Here is an 18,244-nt window from a genome sequence, read left to right on the forward strand (position 1 = left end):
CAGCAGGCCCGGCCTGATTTTGCGTAAATTCACAATCTTTTCAATGTAATATCTATCCTCAGACGATGTCCCGGATGGCCCAATCACGGGTTCGCTACCATGGACATTGCCCCATTTAGCTCTTTGCGGCATGGACTTTTCTGTCAAAACCATTCCGCTACGCGACAGGGCTATCACGTTTGAACAATATTCTGCCAATCTTTCAGTTTATCTGCGCCACGGCCGAAGCGGGGCAGAAAATCGCCTTGGTGACATTGACCGCTGTCACCGGCGCCTCGACCAGCAATCCGGGCGCCCATATGGCCGTGGCAGAGGATGGTTCCTCGATCGGCTCATTTTCCGGCGGATGTGTAGAGACTGCCGTGATTGCGGAAGCGCTGGATGTGATCAGAGATGGCCGACCACGGGAAACAAGATTTGGTGCTGGTTCGCCTTATCTTGATATTCGCTTGCCATGCGGCGGCGGCATCGATCTGCTGTTCACGCCGATCATCGACAGCGCAGCGGTGACCGATATCAACGATCGGATCCAAAAGAGGGAGCCATTGACGATCTGTCTCGACTGCGAGGATCGCGCTATCGGCTGCGAGACCCAACAGAGGCCCGCAAGCTCCGTGGAGCGCATCGGGTCCCGGATCATGGTCCACCATATTCCTGCGGCCAAGCTCAATATATTGGGGCATGGGCCATCGGTCGAAAGCCTGGTCCGGCTGGCTGACAGCTACGGCATTGATTGTGCCGTATTTTCCCCCGACCCGGAGGTGATATCAGCGGTCGAGAATCTGTCGAGTTCTGCCGATCTGCTGAAAACGCCGCAAGCAACGGCGCTGCTCGACCCCGATCCATGGACCGCCTGCATTTTCTATTTTCATGACCATGACTGGGAGGCGGCGCTGATGAAGCAGGCCTTGTTGTCTCCCGCTTTCTATGTCGGGGCCATGGGCAGCCGTAAAACGCATGCGCTCAGGCAAACCTATCTGGCCGATATCGGTGTTTCTGAAGAAGCGCGTCGTCGGATGGTGGCGCCGATTGGCCTGATTCCATCATCCCGGGACCCGGCCACGCTGGCCTTGTCGACACTGGCACAGGTGGTCGAAACCTATCACCGGCACTTCGGCTCCAAGGTCTGAATGGGGAAACTGTTTGCTGTTCTTTCGGGTGGAAAGCTGGAATAGAAGGCGGAAATCAACGAAGCTTAATATCGGGGAGCATCATGAAATATAGTCTGGCATCGGTTATCGCAGCATTGCTTTTTTCAGGAGCAGCACTGGCACAGGATACGTCTGAAAAGGACAAATGGGACGTCAACGCGCCTGCTGGTGCCACGATCAATCAAGTTCCGATCAATGTCGACGAAGGCAGCTGGATCGATGTCGATGTCAGCCCAGATGGCGGCAGCATCGCCTTTGCCTTGCTCGGTGACATCTATACCATGCCGATGTCGGGGGGCACACCGACCCGGATTGCAGAAGGCCTGGCTTGGGAAGTACAGCCCCGCTTTTCTCCCGATGGCAAGCGCATCGCGTTCACGTCTGATCGCGGCGGCGGAGACAATATCTGGATCATGAACCAAGACGGCAGCGACAAAAGGCAGGTCACCAAGGAAGAATTCCGCTTGCTCAATCAGCCAAGCTGGAGCCCCGACGGCCGCTATGTCGTGGCCAAGAAACATTTTACCACAACGCGTTCGCTCGGCACGGGCGAAATATGGGTTTATCATGTCTCCGGCGGCGGCGGGGTGCAACTCGTCAAGAAACCCAGTGAGAAGCATCAGAAGGAACTCGGCGAGCCCATCTATGCACCCGATGGCAAGTCGATCTATTATACCAAGAATATCACGCCCGGCGGCACTTTCATCTATGCGCAGGATAGCTACAGCGACCTGTTCAACATCGAGAAATATGATCTGGAAACCGGTGAAATCAGCACCGCAGTATCCGGTCTGGGCGGCTCGGTTCGCCCGAACCCTTCGCCCGATGGCAAGAAGATTGCCTTCGTCCGCCGCGAGATGGGCCAATCCAAACTCTATGTGAAGGATCTGGAATCGGGCATCGAACGCAAAGTCTATGATGACCTGGATCAGGACGTGCAGGAGACCTGGGCCGTCACCGGCGTCTATCCGAATATGGACTGGACTCCTGACAGCAGCGAAATTGTGTTCTGGGCGGGCGGCAAGATCCGCCGCGTGGCCGCCGATGGCAGCACCTCTTCGGTAATCCCGTTCCGGATCAGCGACACGCGCGGCGTGTCCAATGCTCCGCATCCGAAAATTCCTGTCGCGCTGGACAGCTTCACCACAAAGATGCCGCGCTTTGCGGCAGTCTCGCCCGACGGCCGAACCGTCGTTTTTGAAAGCCTCGGCAAACTCTATACCAAGCCAATGTCCGGTGGTGCGGCCAAACGTCTTACCAGCGGTTCGGAACTCGAGCTGTTTCCGTCCTGGTCGCGCGATGGCCGCTCGATCGTCTATGTCGGCTGGACCGACGCCGGGCTGGGTGAGATCAAAACCATTGGCGCGCGGGGTGGTTCCCCGCGGACCGTCACCAGCCGCCCCGGCCATTATGCCCGCCCGCGCTTTTCTCCCGATGGCCAGACCATCGTCTTCGAGATGACGGGCGGCGGCTATATGACGTCTCCCAATTGGTCGGTTGAAGAGGGCGTTTACCGGGTTGCAGCTGCTGGCGGCACGCCCGTCCGCGTCATGAAGGGGGCTGCCGAACCACAATATGGTGCCTCCAGCGACCGCATCTTCATGCTTGACCAGGAAGGGGATCAGCGCGTCCTCATCAGCACCGATATCAACGGCGAAGCCAAGCGCACTCACGCCAAGGGCGACCTGACCAACGATTATATCGTGTCGCCGGATGGCTTGAACGTCGCTTTCCGCCAAAGCTATGAAGCCTATGTCATGCCATTGATGCCGGGCACGCAGGCGGTCGAGGTCAGTCCGAACAGCAAATCGCTGCCGGTAACCCGTGTCAGCGCCAATGGTGCGGATTATATGAACTGGTCCGATGGCGGCCAGAAACTGCACTGGAGTATCGGGCCGACGGTCTTCACCGCGTCGACCAATGCGCTCTTTCCCAATGCGCCAGCCGCAAAGGATGCACCGAAATATCAGCCACCGACCAGGGGTGTCTCGCTGGAACGGACGATTGCAGCCGAGAAACCTTCTGGCACCGTAGTCCTGACTGGCGCGCGGATACTGACCATGGCTGACGATCAGGGCGGGATCATTGATGACGGGGTGATCGTCATCCAGAACAACCGCATTGAAGCCGTTGGCCCGCGCAGCGCAGTCAATATTCCAGCTGGCGCTACAACCCTCGATGTCACTGGCAAGACCATCATGCCCGGCCTGATCGATGCCCATGCTCACGGGCCTCAGGGCACGGATGAACTGGTGCCGCAACAAAACTGGTCGCTGCTGCAAAATCTCGCGCTTGGCACGACCACCATCCACGATCCTTCCAGCCGCGCCAGCGAAATTTTTGTCGCTAGCGAGATGCAGCGCGCCGGCATGATCCTCGGCCCGCGCATCTTCTCGACCGGCGAGATCGTCTATGGCGCGAAAGCGGCTAATGTCTATGCGGAGATCAACAACCTCGACGACGCGCTTGCCCACGTCCGGCGGCTGAAGGCACAGGGCGGTCATAGCGTCAAGAACTACAACCAGCCTCGCCGCGAACAGCGACAACAGGTGGTTGAGGCCGCCCGCCAGGAAAATATGCTGGTGGTCGCTGAGGGAGGCTCCCTGTTCGGCATGGACATGGCGCTGGTTGCCGACGGCAATTCGACGCTGGAACATAATATCCCGCTGGAGATTTTCTACGACGACGTTGTGCAGATGTTTGGGCAGTCGGACACCAATTACACGCCAACGCTCGTGGTCAGCTACGGCGGACTGGCTGGCGATCCCTATTGGCGTCAGGCGACCAATGTCTGGGAAAACCCGTTGATGGTCCACACGCCGCCGAAAATCCTGGCGGCAGATACCGTCCGCCGGACCAAGGCGCCGGAAAGCAGCTTTGTTGATGACGACAATGCCCGCGAAGCAAAAAAACTCGCCGACGCTGGTGTCAAGGTTTCGATTGGCGCCCATGGTCAGCAAGCCGGCATTGGCAGTCATTGGGAACTCTGGTCCTTTGTTCGCGGCGGCATGAGCCCGGTCGAGGCGCTGGCGGCGGGTACGATTGAACCGGCAAGATCACTGGGCATGGACAGCGAAATCGGCTCCCTTGAAGTCGGTAAGCTCGCCGATCTGCTGGTTCTCGACGCGGATCCAAGCGCAGATATCCGGAACAGCGACAAGATCAGCCGGGTAATGATAAACGGCCGGATGTACGACCCGCTGACGATGAACGAAGTGGTGACGGGGGACAGGAAGCGGGCCGCCTATTGGTGGGAGTGAGGCGGCGTGGCTCCCTGATGCCTGACCGGCAAGTAGTAGTTCCGCTGCAAAAGGGACCGCAACTTGCCGGGAGCACCGAACGACGGCCGCAATCCTGCTTCACCACAGATTCAATTTGCCGGTAGTTACCATTGTCATTATTCTGGCTCGATGCAAAGAATTACCCAGCTGGATGCGATCGATCTGACACCCGGAATTCCGGACTGGGTGATCCAGCTACTGGTGGGTGTAGCGGGCACGTTGCTTGCCTTGCTGACGCGGTTTCTGGTCGACACGGTCTATCCCGGCGCAGCGCCTTATGCAATCAATGTACCCGCGATACTGATCGCCACCTTGGTGGGGCGTTTCAACGCCGGGCTGATTGTGCTGGTGCTGTCGTCGCTCTTCACTTGGTATCAGGTGATGCCTTTTCAGGGCAGCTTTGCGTTTGCCACCAGTTCCGATGGTCCGCGCACGATCGTGAATGTGATAACCGGGCTGCTGCTGATCATTTTGGCCGAACTGGCTCGCCGCAACTTTCGGGATTTGCTGCATGAGCGTGAGGAGCGGATCTCCGAACGGGAAATGTTGCTGCGCGAGGTTGATCATCGGGTCAAAAATAATCTTGCCATCCTGACCAGCCTGCTGCGGCTTCAGCAGAATGAGACCGGCAACGAAGATGCCAAACAGGCGCTGGAAAAAGCTGCTGGTCGTGTGCTCAGTCTCTCAAAAGCCTATGAAAACCTGCATTACGGCGTAGACAATATTGCCGTCGTACAATTTGACGAGTTTATTGAACGTCTGTGCGGGGCGATCAGCGACGCTCTGGCTCTGGAACAGGGTATTGAGCTGACGATCAGCGTCATGCCCTGCAAGCTGGCGCGAGACCGGGCGTCGGGCATCGGGTTACTGATTAATGAAATTGTGACCAACGCCGTGAAACATGCGTTCAAGGGGCAGGATTCGGGCCTTATAGCGATTTCGTTGACCGCAGATCAAACGCAGGCGGTTGTTTCGATAGAGGATAACGGCATAGGCCTACCGGAAGATGTCAGAGAAGGCGCTCAGGGCCGGGTTTTCCTCGACGCCTTTGCGACCACCGCCAAGGCCGACTTTCACTGCCAAACGAGCAGTGAGGGCACCCGATATGTGGCAACTCTGCAGGACCTGCCCTGAGTTTTCTCAGGAACGCCCGCGAGTGGAGTATCTGGCCCGATGCGTCGGCCGATGCGATCATCGCCGCCTTGAGCAAAGACGTTCAATCTTCTGCCTCCAGTATTTTTTGACCGAATAGGTGGTCGATCAGATCTCCAGTCTGACGCATACTGCTTTCGCAACTCTTCTACCGGTTAACATATTGTTATCTCCGGGGGCCTATTCCCGAAAAATACGCGGAAATCCGCAACTAGGGGTATGGTAAAATGAATGGAATTCGATCGCAAGATTGCCCGACGACGCCCCCGGTTATGAATGAAAAAAATCGGCTGGCATCGCTTTACAACATGCGGATACTCGACACCGATCCGCAAGACATGTTTGATCGCGTGACCGACCTCTGCGCTGAAATTTTTGATTGTCCGGTTGCGCTCATATCGCTGCTCGACGACGAACGGCAATGGTTTCTTTCGTCAACGGGCGTGGATATTCGTGAGACGCCGCGCGAATATTCTTTTTGCGATCATACGATTGCGTGCGGCGGAAGCCTGCTGGTCGCGAACGCTTTGGAGGACGAGCGTTTCGCGAACAATCCCTTTGTTACGGCCAGCCCCCGGATGCGGTCATATATGGGACGGTCGCTGCAAAATTCTGATGGTGCTATCATCGGGAGCTTGTGCGTTATTGATCCTCGGCCGGGACACTTTTCGGTCGAGGGTCTTGCGAAACTATCGCGTTTCGCATCGGTCGTAGAAGATCTTTTGCGTTGTCACGTCAACGTCGTTCAAACCGCTAGTCTCAATACATATCTGGAAGAAACAGCGGTAGCGCTGCGGAAGTCCAATCGGCTCCTGGCGCAAACCGAGAAAATAGCCAATATTGGCTCTTGGGAAGTCGATGTTGTAACGCGAGAGTTTGTGATGTCCGATCAAGCCTATGCAATATTCGGGCTTTCTCCGGAAACACGATTGAATATCGACCAAGCCGTCAGCTATTATGCCGAAGAAGATCAACCCGTCGTCAGGGAAGCCGTCGCCAATGCTTCGAAACGGGGTGGATCTTTCACCTATGAAGTGAATCTGAAATCTGAAGACGGGCTTTTCAAACGAATTCGGGGAATGGGCGAATTTGTTGAGGCGGCTCAGCCGGGTTCCAGTCGCATTGTCGGTGTGCTCAAGGATATTTCGGAATCTCATCTTGCACGGATAGCGCTCCAGCGGTCTGCGGATTACGATAGCCTGACCAACCTCTACAATCGTCGGACGTTTGACCGGCTGCTGGCCGAAAAACTCGACAATCACCATCGATGGGGTGAAGACCTTATTGTTCTTCTGATGGATCTGGATGGGTTCAAGGATATAAATGACACGTTCGGGCATCAAGCTGGCGATGAAGTTTTGGAAGAGCTCAGTGCTCGAATTTCTGCGTCGATTCCTCCCGAGGCGATCGCCGCTCGATGGGGCGGTGATGAATTCGCTATAATCGCGCCGCTTGGCGCCTCGGCGATGGAAGCAACAGAAATCGGCGAGACCATACTCGAAAAGCTGGGAGCTGACATCGAAATTTGCGGTCGCAAGATGAACATCAATGCGACATGCGGCATGGCAAAAACGGATGATTTTTCAAGTGGTAAAGAGTTGATCCGCCGGGCGGATCTGGCGTTGTATAATGGCAAGGAAAGAGAGCCTGGCTGTGTCCACAGCTATGAGCCCACGTTGGACCTGTCCAATCACATACGCCATGAAGCAATGATGACGGTGCGCAGCGCTCTCAACGAGAACAGGATCTACGCTGGATATCAGCCGATCGTCGAGATTTCCAGTAATCGCATCGTCGGATTGGAAGCTCTGATGAGGCTCAAAACGCGGAAGGGAGCCAATCTGACTGCAAATCAGGTGATGCCAGCAATTCAGGACCCGATTCTGTCGAGAGAAATCAGCGATCGGATGCTCGGGTTTCTGTGTCAGGACCTTGCTGATTTGCGGACTGCGCAACCAACGTTAAAATATATCAGTATCAACGCCACCGAGGCTGATTTGCTCAGCCGAGACTTTGCGCCAAAAATGTTGAAATCGTTGGCAGATGCCAACATCGCGCCGCGAAATGTTACGCTTGAAGTCACCGAGACCATGCTCATGGTAAATGATACCACCACGGTTCAGAATGTCCTCAATCGTCTCCAGGCGGCTGGTATAAGAATAGCCCTGGACGATTTCGGCACCGGCTTTTCGTCCTTGTCCCATCTTCGGGATTTCCCCATCGAAATCGTGAAGATCGATGGCAGCTTTATCCAGTCGATTTGCTCCGAGCATCAGACCAGACTGATTGTCCAGGCGTTGATAGCGATGGCGAAGAACCTCAAGATCGCGATTGTGGCGGAAGGCATTGAAACGGAAGAACAGCGAAGGCTCTTGACGCAGATGGGTTGCGATTTCGGCCAAGGCTTTCTTATCGGAAAGGTTGCAAATGCGTCAGACACCAAATCATTGCGGTTCGGCAAACATGCGGCAATCGTCAAACGGGTCGAAGCGGCCTGAGCGGATGCCACAATGGTAGCGCCCGTACTACTTTTGGCTGCATGTGTTCCGGTGTCGTTCAAAATAACGTTCGCACCGTCTTCTTGAAGACGCTTTCCTACAGCGACCCCAATCAGCTATATTTTTGACCGTTCCAACGCCAAGCGCGGGGCAGGCTCTTTGACAATCTGGATAAGCGGGATATCCTGCCGTGCGTCTGTATTAATCCGACGCCCGGGCTCAAGTGGCGATTTGAAAGGTTACACTAGGCACTATATTGGTATCCAAAAAATGCCGGAAATCTGTTGCTTTCGGGCAAAGGTCACGGAAAATAAAAGCAGTCGCTTCTGTAAAGTTCGTGGCAACCCGCAAAAAGGGTCAGGCTCGCACAAAGCCAAGAGCGCTCTAAACAGGCGGCGCAATCGCTTTACGCCTTCGTCCGAGTCCAAAAAATGAACCGGTCATCGAAGCCCCGTGCTTGTCTGACTGCTCCTCGAAACAGGCTGTCCTACAATGGCCCCGATGACTTAAGCTATGCCTATGATAGCTTCTCCGGTGACCCTTTTATTTGCGGTAATCCAGCGGCGGATCGCGATCACCCAGCAGCGATTTATACTGATAATCCGGTCCCCGCGCCTTGTCGAAGTCAGCCTTGGCTTCGGCGCGCAATTCAGGATTGGTGTACAGCTCAATCGCTGCGAGTGTCAGCGTCTTGGCGGCAACCTGCACGCCCTTGAAGCCGATCGACATGCCGCTCGCTGCCGACGATTGCCAACTATGGGCCGAAGTACCCGGGACCCAGGTCGCGGTGCGCAGGCCCACGGTCGGCGTAGCGTAGGAGACATCGCCGACATCGGTCGAGCCATAACCGAGCGTCACATCATAGGGCTGCACTTCTCGCTGACTGCCCAGCTTGTGATCAGGCTTGTCGAACGTGGCGTAGATTTTTTCGGCAAACTTCTGTTCTTCGGGCGTATAGCTGATCCCTCCGACCTGCCGCAATTTGGCGTCCATCATTTTCGCCAGCGGCTCGTTGACCAGCAACGGGTTGTTGCCGTGGATCACTTCCCAGTCGACCTTGGTGCCTGTGCCCATCGCAGCACCGCGCGCCGCTTCTTCCAGCCGCGTCCAGATCGCATCGACCTGGTCCGGATCGGGGTGACGGACATAATAGAAGACCTCGGCAAAATCCGGCACCACATTCGGTGCGGTGCCGCCTTCGGTGATGACATAATGAATCCGTGTCTGCTGCGGCACATGCTCGCGCATCATGTTGACCATCATGTCAAACGCCTCGACCCCGTCGAGCGCCGAGCGCGCCTTTTCCGGTGCGCCAGCGGCATGAGCGGATACGCCGCGGAACCGGAACTTCGCCGAGCGGTTGGCGAGGGTGGTGCGGGCGGCGGCCGAGTTTTCGTCATCAGCGTGCCAGTGCAGGGCGATATCGACATCGTTAAACAGGCCTGCGCGAACCATATAGACCTTGCCGCTACCCCCTTCTTCGGCCGGCGTGCCATAAAGCCGGATTCGACCGGGCGTTCCGGTCTTCTCCAGCCATTTGCTGACGGCGATTGCCGCCTCTACCGATCCGGCACCGAACAGATTGTGGCCGCACGCATGGGCGGCTGTCTTGCCATCGATAGGCGACCGGGTAGCGACGGCGTCCTGGTTGATCCCGGGCAGGGCGTCATATTCCGCCAGGATAGCGATAACCGGACCACCCCTACCAAATTCGGCAGTAAAAGCGGTTGGGATGCCAGCGACGCCGGAGGTAATCTTGAAGCCGTTCGATTTCAGTATTTGCTTGAGCAAATCGCTGGATTTCTGCTCCTGATAGCCAACTTCCGCCCATTCCCACAACTGACGGGCAGTTTTGGCCGTTTCGTCGGCCCGGGAATCGATCAGAGCCGATATGTCCGCCATAGTGTCGGTTTGCTGGGCCTGAGCGGCTGCTGGAACCGTCGCAAGGGCCAAAATCAGGGAGAAACGGATCATAAGGGGCCTCATCATTTTCTAGTTTGTTCGTTGCATCGAAGATTGCACGAACCGGGGGGGCGAGCAACCGTCTTCTGACCCCGACGCCAGTTGTGCTGAGCGAAAGCCAGTTGCAAAAATGCTATTCGCAGGTGCAGCATTTCAAATTGCAACTTAATTTCGGTGGGTCATAGTCAAGGGACAAACATGAAACCAAATGGAGTTAAACCATGCGTAAACTTTCCTCCCTCATTATTGCAGCCACTGCACTGTCCTTCACCGCTTCTGCCGCTTCCGCTGCTGAAGTAGAGCGCAATGATCGGCTGTACGACGCAACAGGCTCCAGCGTAGCCAAGGTAAACCGGGTTACCGATACCGGTGATGTTCTGGTCATTTACAAAGGCAAAGTACGGCGGATCGAAGCTTCGACACTGTCGAACGATGATGGCAAGCTGGTCACCACGCTGACCAAGACGGAAATCCGTCGCCTCGACTAAGCGCTTTAAAAAGCCTCAGGCAGTGAACAACACTGCAACCGAAAGCCGGTGCTTGTCCTCAAGCCCCGGCTTTTTTTATGGCCATTGCAGCGGCGAGATCCTCTGGTCGATTGACGTTGATGAATCGGGCCGGGTCGGTCCAAGTCACTGATTCAGAGGCACATTGCCGGACCAGCCATTGCAGCGACGGCGATCGATCGCCATGATCATGGGTGGCGCGAACGGCGTTGACAACATCACACCGCCAGTAGGCGAAGGTGGGATGCATGCGCTCAGGGTCCTGTGCCACGGCGCATCGACCATCTGCCGAGAGTCGTTGGATCAGGTCTTCCGGAGCGAACGGCGCGTCAACCGGCACTGTGACAAAGCCGGCAACGTCTGTCCGCATCTCAAGCAGCTTTGCGGACACGGTGAAGATTGCTCCGACCGGACCTCCCGGTGCATCCGGATCGTCAGGTATGATCGGTAAGCCAGTGCCGTATTCCTGCTTTGCCGAGAGAAATATGTGTTCCGCCTTTGTAGAAAAGCGGCGGATCAGGATATCAATTAGCCGCTCTCCGTGAAATTCGATAACCGCTTTGTCGGTCCCCATCCGGCGCGACTCGCCGCCGGCAAGAATGACGAGGCAGGCTCCCGCGCTGCTGGTCATGCGATTGGTCTCGGTTGAAGCATATTTGCAATCTGGCGTCAGCTTCCCACTCTGTCCAGCAGTTCTCCAATCAGATCCCGTGGTTGCGACTCAGCGGGAAGCTCTTGATCGGCGACTTGCGACAACTCCGCTTTCAATCTTCGATCAAAAAGCTTGCGATTTGGTTCCCGGCTTTCGCGTACCGGCTTTGCAGATGCCCATGTTCGCGCGGCATCCTGGTTGCCTTGGGCGGGGTAAATGAAGCCATTGACCGGATAAGCGGTGGTCCCGAGCTTGCCGATCGGTGCATACCAGATCCGTACCAGACTCCAGTCGTTATGGGCCGACACATCTTTGGCGATAACTTTGCGCTCGATCTGTCCCCGGCGTCCGTCGATCGGCGACCAGTTTGCATGGCTGATCAGAATAGTACGATCGTCAATAATCTTTCGCACCACCGCGACATGGCCAAGTCGCATCGCCCCATGGACCGGCAGGGACAGAACCGAGCCCTCTGCGGGTCTGTTGCCCCGTTGATAAACACCCTCAGCCTGATCCCACCAACTGTGCGCATCACCATAAATTTGGATCCCGCTGAGTTCGCGGGCAAAAGGCACGCATTGGATATAATCTTCAGCTTTGGCTAATCCGGGCATGAAGATTGCCTGTAACGCCAGCAGGATGGGGATGATTGAATTGCGCAATGAGAAGAAAGAGGTTTTGAGCGTCGTTGTATTCATCTGGAGAGAATAGTCATTCGGCCGCAAGTCTGCGCTAATGACTATAGTTAATCAGTCGTAAACCTCCTTTAATCTGGGCCTACCTAAGCCTGACGCGGCCATCCGAAACTTCGAAATGCAGGGCCTCATCTGGAATATCGCCGAACAGGCTTGGTTCGGTCCCGGTAAGCCAGACTTGGCCACCGCGTTCCGCGAGCTTGTCAAACAGCGCTCCTCGGCGCTCCGGGTCGAGATGGGCGGCAACTTCATCGAGCAGCAATATCGGGCGATTTTCCCGCCGATCCGCGATCAGGTCAGCATGAGCAAGAATGATCGAGAACAATAGCGCTTTCTGTTCGCCGGTAGAGCATTTGCCGGCTGGCTGTTGTTTGGCCGCATGAAAGACGGCGAGGTCGGTTCGGTGCGGGCCCCTCGTCGTGCGACCGGCTGCCCGGTCGGCTGCTTGATATTGTTTCAGCATCTGAAGAAGTTGATCTTCGGCCAGCAACTGGCCGTCTGCCAGCTGGAGCTCTGGTGTCGCAAAAATCGTCCGGTCGGATTGCTGCAACCTCTCGTTTAACGCGGTTACCATCCGATTGCGGGCTTCTGCCACCAACGAACCATAGCGCGCCAATTGATTTTCGAGGCTGTCCATCCAGCCATGGTCTGTCGGTCGCATGTCGGCAAGCAGCCGGTTCCGTTCGCGGCGGGCGGCATCATAGCGGGCGCAGTTTCCTGCATGAGCCGGTTCCAGCGCGGTCACCAGCCGATCGAGGAAGTTTCGGCGTCCGGATGCTCCCTCGGTAAAGAGACGGTCCATTGCTGGCGTCAACCACAATATCGAGAGCCATTCGGCCAGCTCATTGGTTGGAACCGCCGCTTCATTGATCCTGGTCTTCCGTCGCTCAGGGTAGTCGGCTGTGGTGCCGCTGCCGAGATGAACGTCGTTTAACCGAGCTGCAACGGCGAAATCGCCAGGGCCGTTTTGGTTGGCGATGTCCCGGAGCGATGCGCGCCGGAGACCGCGTCCTGGAGCCAACATGGACACCGCCTCCAGTATATTGGTCTTTCCCGCACCATTTGCTCCGCTGAAAACCATGAAACCTGGCGCGGCATTCAGGCGCAACTCGGAATAGTTTCGAAAGTTGTGCAGGGTGAGCTGGGAAAGGGCCATGTTAGCGCTAGTCACTAGCTTTCGCTATTGGTGAAGAGAAGCGAATTCGGACCGGCGGTATGTGCCTTCAATCCGGAGGGGATGAAATGCTAACATTGCGTTTCTAATGCCAATTATTAGCATTTTATGTCTTTGAGATAACTGAAAATCCTGATAACACATTGTAATATAATAATATATATAATTTGGCACAGCACATGCAGTGTATCAGACATCTTCGCAATTGTGCGAAACAGTCTAGATCAGAAGGAAATAATAAATGTTCTCCAATGTCTCCAGCCATATCTCTGCCACCGTTGCGGCCCTTTTTACAGCAGCTATCTTTGTCGGTGCCAGCGTCGGCCCGGCTGTTAGTAACGCCGCATCAGCAGTTGCCTAAATCCAGTTTTCAACAGAAAGACACATATCATGTCACACAGTCTTCAAAACTCCATGTTCGCCGCATTTGCCGCAGCGATCTCAGCAGTCTTGTTCGTCGGCGCCAGCATCGCTCCGGCCGTTAGCAACGCATCGTCGCTGGTGATCTGATGGCTGATAGCAATAGACCCTCTGACTCTCGCTCCGGCAATCGGGCCGGCCCCGTAACATCAAATCAAGGAAGCAACGGACCAGTGAAAAACAAACTGAAACTCGACAAGGCAAATGGGAAACTGATGGGCGTCTGCTCGGGCCTAGCCAATTGGAGCGGCATGGATGTCAACCTGCTGCGCATTGTCTTCGTTTTAGCGACAATATTCGGTTTTGGTTCCGCCATTATTATATATCTTGCGATCGGTTTGATTGTTGACTGATCCGCACAGCCGCTCTGCGCTAAATGATATAACATACGGAAAATATTGAATTAAAATTGTGGACCGCTCTGACCATTCCGTGTAATCGAGATTTTGAACAGTCGCATTGCACATGTTGGAGCGCAGATGTCTGCAGGTCACCATCATAACCACGGGCCGATACCCCACAGCCATCACGACCGGCATGGTGGGCACAGCCACATGCCGACCAATTTCAGCCGAGCCTTTGCTCTCGGCATAGCGCTCAACGTTCTGTATATCATCGTCGAGGTCACCTACGGCCTGCTTGCGGGATCGATGGCCTTGCTCGCCGACGCTGGTCATAATCTGTCTGACGTACTTGGACTCGCTGTCGCATGGGCTGGCTCCGAACTGGGCAAGCGTCCCCCCAGCAAACGCTTCACTTATGGACTGGGCGGGTCATCTATTTTGGCGGCTTTGTTCAATGGACTGTTTCTGTTGGTGGCCTGCGGAGCGATTGCTATGGAAGCCATAGACCGCTTCAGTTCGCCCAGCCCAGTTGCGTCAGTCACAGTCGTCATCGTTGCCTCGATTGGAATCATTATCAACTTCGGCACAGCAATGCTTTTTGTGCGCGGTCAGAAAGAAGATATCAACATTCGCGGGGCCTTTCTCCATATGATGGCCGATGCGGGAGTTTCGGCTGGCGTCGTTGTTGGCGCAATCGTCATTTACTTCAGCGGATGGAACTGGATTGATCCGCTTATCAGTTTGCTGATCGTCCTGCTAATCTTCTGGAGTACCTGGGGGCTTTTGTCCGAAGCCGTGCGGATGTCGCTTGCGGGCGTGCCTCGGGATATCGATGTCGAAGATGTGCAGCGATATCTCACGTCTTTGCCTGGCGTCGAAACTGTCCATGATCTGCATATCTGGCCCATGAGCACCAGCGAGACAGCGATGACCGCCCATTTGGTTCTGCCCGGTGGACATCCTGGAAAGGGGTTTTTGGCGTCGGTGCAGAAGGAGGTGAAGACGCGGTTCGCGATTCATCATACCACTATTCAGATCGAGCTCGAAGATGAAGAGGCGGATCTTTGCCAAGTTGACTGTGGTGAACAGCACGAGTGAGATGCCCAGAATTTTGGTTCGCGCTTTAGTCAAAATTTTCAACATGCCTGCTTATTGGTGCCGTCCCGAATGCATGTTTCAGGTAGGCAAAGTTCCGGCGTGGGAAAGTCGCGCACTAACGAATATTGATCATTGCACCAACGGACATCTTTCGTTGCGTCGTCAGCAAATAGACTTATGGTATTGAAATAAACGCGGCGCCAGATCCCGCGAGCGGGAGGATGTGTGCACGACCAGATTAAACCAAATTGGTTGTCGGAAATTGTCCGTCGGTTCGCCGTGTTCATATATACAGTGAATGGATGGACCGCCGTTCAGGAAAATCTTCCGCCCCGAAAGGCGATCATCATCGCCGCTCCACACACCAGCAACTGGGATTTTCTTTTCTTTTTTGGCCTGACCAACAAGCTCAAAATCAAGTCCTACTGGATTGGCAAGGATACGCTGTTCAAATGGCCTTGGGGAAATATGATGCGGCGCTTGGGAGGTATACCGGTCAATCGGTCAAAATCCCAAAATATGGTCGACGCGATGGTCAGGGAGTTTGACCGGCGTGACGATTTTCTTTTGACGATTCCGCCGGAAGGGACGCGCGGCAGCGTCAAGCAATGGCGGACCGGATTCTATTATATTGCGCTAAAGGCGAAGGTGCCGCTGATCATCGGTTTGATGGATTATTCCAAAAAAACCGGCGGATTGGGACCATCTTTCATGCCGTCAGGTAACTACAAAGCGGACATGCAGAAGCTCAGCAATTTTTACCACAGTGTAACCCCAAAATATCCGGAAAAAGCGATGCGCGATATTGTCTCGACAGAGTCCGCAATGGAGAGTGCGACGCAGAACAAGGGAGAGTCCATTTGACCCTGCTCGAATCCTTAGGACTGAACTTTGGATTGCTGGTCATGATCATGATCGTTCTGTGGCTCATATCTATCCGCATTCGTGACGTTTCCTTTATCGATGCGTTCTGGGCTTATGGTATGGCAATCATGGCTAGTGCGTCCTTTGTCCAGACCAAGGCCCCCGGGACCCTAGCCTATGCGATATGGGCATTGACGGCGCTGTGGGGCATCCGGTTAGGAACGCATCTTTTTCTTCGCTGGCGCAAGGAAGGCGAAGATCCCCGTTATGGAAAAATTCTCGGCAAAGCGATGGGCAAGCAGGGTATGAGCTTCGCCAAGGCGGCGCTCCTCCGGGCATGGGCTCTGCAAATCCCGCTGCTTTTCATCGTCTGCCTGCCGGCGCAGCTTGGCATATTGCTGGCCGGTAACGATGGACTGGGCCCGATATCCGTAATCGGCGTCGTTATCGCCGTGATTGGTATCGGCTTTGAAACCGTTGGAGATCTGCAGCTCAAAGCTTTCAAGGCCGACCCTGACAGCAAGGGAAAGGTGCTCGATAGCGGTTTGTGGAAATATACCAGGCACCCCAATTACTTCGGAGATTTTTGCGCTTGGTGGGGCATTTGGCTGGTTGCAGCTCCGACCGGCTGGCCAGTCTGGATCGCTGCGGTCGGTCCCCTGTTTTTGAGCTTTACCCTGATGAAATGGAGCGGCGCGCCGCTGCTGGAAAAAAGCCTTAAAAAGAACCGGCCGGAATATGCCGCCTATATTGAACGCACCTCAGGATTTTTTCCGATGCCGCCAAAGAAAAGGACAAAGAGGTGATCAAGGGTGTCCATCATATCGCTATTGGGGTTGCTGATATCGAGGCAGGGCTTGCGTTTTATCGCGATGCGCTCGGTTTCGAGGTGGACTGGCGCAGCGATGTGTCCGCAGACAATGAAAAAGCCGGCGCCGCTGTAGGAATCCCAGGCTTTGAAGCGAAAATGGCGATGCTGAAAGGCCCGAATATTTGCCTCGAATTATGGCAATATCATAAGCCAAAGCCACGAGACATGCGCAGTGATCCGTCGGATTTGGGCTATCCGCACATGGCTCTTTTGGTAGAGGATATTGACGCGGAATATGACCGTCTGGCGGTGGCCGGCATGACATTTGTCGGGCTGCCTGTGGATTTAGGCACACAGAAAGCGATCTATGGTCGCGACCCTTTTGGCAATATCATCGAATTACTGGAAGAATTTTAGAATCTATGCTGCTTTTTTGAGCAGCTTGTTCTCTATGATATTTGCAAACACTTCGGGGTCCTGAGCGCCGGGAACCATGAATTTCTTGTTGAAGATGAATGCCGGTACTCCGGTGATGAACCGATCCTGCCATTCAGCCTCAACCGCGCGCACCTCCGAAGCGAACATATCCGTTTCAAGCAGATCACGGGCGCGTTTTTCATCCAGGCCGACCGACCCCGCGATACCTACCAGCGTCTCATGATCGCTGACATCCTTGCCGTCAGTAAAATGCGCCTTGAACAGGGCTAGTTTCAGTGCCGTCTGCTTCCCCGTCTCTCCCGCCCAGTGCAGCAGGCGGTGGGCATCGAACGTGTTCACCATGCGCATGTTCTCATGATAGCTGAAATCAAAATCCAGGTCCTTGCCGGCATCGCGCAGGCGCTCTCGATTGGCTCGACTCTGTTCCGGCGTGGCACCATATTTCTGCGCCATATGCTCGTTGATGTCCTGTCCCTCGGGCGGCATGGACGGGTTTAGCTCAAACGCGTGCCAAGCTAGCTCAAAGCGCGCTTGGTCTTCAAAATTAGCCATCGCTTTTTCGAGTTTTTTGTAGCCGATTATGCACCACGGGCAAACGACATCCGAGACAATATCAATGGTAATGACGGGAGTCTCGGACATGGCAATTTCCTTGTTTGCGATCAGGCCTTCTCAAGCGTGCACTGGAGAGGATGTTCGTTCTTGCGAGCAAAATCCATGACCTGCGTCACTTTGGTTTCTGCAACCTCATAACTGAAAGTGCCACAAACGCCGACGCCTTTTTGATGCACATGCAACATAACGCGCGTCGCTTCATCAATGTCCATGTTGAAAAATCGCTTCAGTACAAGAACGACGAACTCCATCGGCGTATAATCGTCGTTGAGAATAAGCACCTTATAGGGGCTGGGTTTTTGGGTCTTTGCCCTGGTCTTGGTAGCAATGCCCAGGTTGGTGTTATCGCTGTCGTCATCTGACCCCTTGTCTGGGTCATCGGCCATCACTGCCAGACCACCGTCAAAAGGTAGCCGACGGGATTTTGAGAACGGGAAAAGAATCTGCTGCTTCATCATTAGCCTCAAGATATGGTATTTTTACCCCCAAGGGCAAGGGCCGGATCGATAGTTTTTGAAGCTTTTTAGGTCGCGGAACAAACTGGTCGTCAAATAAAAAGGGCCGCTCCAGCGGAACGGCCCTT

At 55.0% G+C, this 18,244-nt stretch carries 16 protein-coding genes; 10 read left to right on the forward strand and 6 right to left on the reverse strand.

From position 1 onward, the window contains the following. Positions 1-179: 179 nt before the first annotated feature. From ACN0WW_RS16180 to ACN0WW_RS16195, 4 genes are all read left to right on the forward strand, one after another. Positions 180-1,130, forward strand: coding sequence for an XdhC family protein (locus tag ACN0WW_RS16180; protein WP_417613963.1), 951 nt, complete (start codon positions 180-182; stop codon positions 1,128-1,130). Positions 1,131-1,213: 83 nt separating this feature from the next. Continuing rightward, complete coding sequence (locus tag ACN0WW_RS16185) at positions 1,214-4,411, forward strand: amidohydrolase family protein (protein ID WP_417613965.1); 3,198 nt, start codon at positions 1,214-1,216, stop codon at positions 4,409-4,411. A 63-nt stretch (positions 4,412-4,474) separates the two neighbouring features. After that, a complete protein-coding gene (locus ACN0WW_RS16190) occupies positions 4,475-5,566 on the forward strand; it encodes a sensor histidine kinase (protein WP_417613967.1) in 1,092 nt (363 codons plus the stop codon). A 290-nt stretch (positions 5,567-5,856) separates the two neighbouring features. After that, entirely contained in the window at positions 5,857-8,082 is a 2,226-nt protein-coding gene (locus tag ACN0WW_RS16195; RefSeq protein WP_417613969.1) for a putative bifunctional diguanylate cyclase/phosphodiesterase, read from the forward strand. A gap of 543 nt (positions 8,083-8,625) precedes the next feature. Here ACN0WW_RS16195 and ACN0WW_RS16200 read toward each other — a convergent pair. After that, positions 8,626-10,056: an amidohydrolase gene (locus ACN0WW_RS16200; RefSeq protein WP_417613971.1), complete on the reverse strand. Its 1,431-nt coding sequence runs from the start codon at positions 10,054-10,056 to the stop codon at positions 8,626-8,628. A 209-nt stretch (positions 10,057-10,265) separates the two neighbouring features. Here ACN0WW_RS16200 and ACN0WW_RS16205 point away from each other — a divergent pair, with 209 nt between their 5' ends. Continuing rightward, positions 10,266-10,532 (forward strand): hypothetical protein, encoded by a 267-nt coding sequence (locus ACN0WW_RS16205; RefSeq protein ID WP_417613973.1) that lies wholly within the window; start codon positions 10,266-10,268, stop codon positions 10,530-10,532. Positions 10,533-10,590: 58 nt separating this feature from the next. Here the strand turns inward: ACN0WW_RS16205 and mobA are convergent, their stop codons facing one another. From mobA to recF, 3 genes are all read right to left on the reverse strand, one after another. Continuing rightward, positions 10,591-11,181: a molybdenum cofactor guanylyltransferase gene (mobA, locus tag ACN0WW_RS16210; RefSeq protein ID WP_417613975.1), complete on the reverse strand. Its 591-nt coding sequence runs from the start codon at positions 11,179-11,181 to the stop codon at positions 10,591-10,593. Between the two features lie 38 nt (positions 11,182-11,219). Then, the gene (locus tag ACN0WW_RS16215; protein WP_417613977.1) at positions 11,220-11,816 is read right to left on the reverse strand and encodes a CHAP domain-containing protein; all 597 of its coding nucleotides are present in this window, start codon (positions 11,814-11,816) and stop codon (positions 11,220-11,222) included. A gap of 163 nt (positions 11,817-11,979) precedes the next feature. Continuing rightward, the gene (gene recF, locus ACN0WW_RS16220) at positions 11,980-13,053 is read right to left on the reverse strand and encodes a DNA replication/repair protein RecF (protein WP_417613979.1); all 1,074 of its coding nucleotides are present in this window, start codon (positions 13,051-13,053) and stop codon (positions 11,980-11,982) included. 611 nt (positions 13,054-13,664) lie between these two features. On the opposite strand from recF, the gene ACN0WW_RS16225 reads away from it, so the two are divergent. The 5 genes from ACN0WW_RS16225 (at position 13,665) to ACN0WW_RS16245 (ending at position 17,025) form a co-directional block, all read left to right on the forward strand. Further along, positions 13,665-13,844 carry a PspC domain-containing protein gene (locus ACN0WW_RS16225; RefSeq protein ID WP_417613981.1) on the forward strand — a complete coding sequence of 60 codons (180 nt, stop codon included), beginning with the start codon at positions 13,665-13,667 and terminating at the stop codon, positions 13,842-13,844. 126 nt (positions 13,845-13,970) lie between these two features. After that, positions 13,971-14,933 (forward strand): cation diffusion facilitator family transporter, encoded by a 963-nt coding sequence (locus tag ACN0WW_RS16230; RefSeq protein ID WP_417613983.1) that lies wholly within the window; start codon positions 13,971-13,973, stop codon positions 14,931-14,933. Positions 14,934-15,212: 279 nt separating this feature from the next. Then, positions 15,213-15,797, forward strand: a complete 585-nt coding sequence (locus ACN0WW_RS16235) for a lysophospholipid acyltransferase family protein (RefSeq protein WP_417613985.1) — start codon at positions 15,213-15,215, stop codon at positions 15,795-15,797. Beyond that, entirely contained in the window at positions 15,794-16,603 is an 810-nt protein-coding gene (locus tag ACN0WW_RS16240) for a DUF1295 domain-containing protein (protein WP_417613987.1), read from the forward strand. The genes ACN0WW_RS16235 and ACN0WW_RS16240 overlap by 4 nt, the downstream gene beginning before the upstream one ends. Then, the gene (locus ACN0WW_RS16245) at positions 16,600-17,025 is read left to right on the forward strand and encodes a VOC family protein (protein WP_417613989.1); all 426 of its coding nucleotides are present in this window, start codon (positions 16,600-16,602) and stop codon (positions 17,023-17,025) included. Before ACN0WW_RS16240 ends, ACN0WW_RS16245 begins: the two co-directional genes overlap by 4 nt. Before the next feature lie 3 nt (positions 17,026-17,028). On the opposite strand, the gene ACN0WW_RS16250 is transcribed toward ACN0WW_RS16245, so the two are convergent. After that, positions 17,029-17,688, reverse strand: coding sequence for a DsbA family oxidoreductase (locus ACN0WW_RS16250; protein WP_417613991.1), 660 nt, complete (start codon positions 17,686-17,688; stop codon positions 17,029-17,031). Positions 17,689-17,708: 20 nt separating this feature from the next. Next, positions 17,709-18,047 carry an ATP-dependent Clp protease adapter ClpS gene (gene clpS / locus ACN0WW_RS16255; RefSeq protein ID WP_417614014.1) on the reverse strand — a complete coding sequence of 113 codons (339 nt, stop codon included), beginning with the start codon at positions 18,045-18,047 and terminating at the stop codon, positions 17,709-17,711. Positions 18,048-18,244 lie beyond the last annotated feature (197 nt).

The sequence above is a fragment of the Parasphingorhabdus sp. genome (assembly GCF_048269865.1).
GTDB lineage: Bacteria > Pseudomonadota > Alphaproteobacteria > Sphingomonadales > Sphingomonadaceae > Parasphingorhabdus.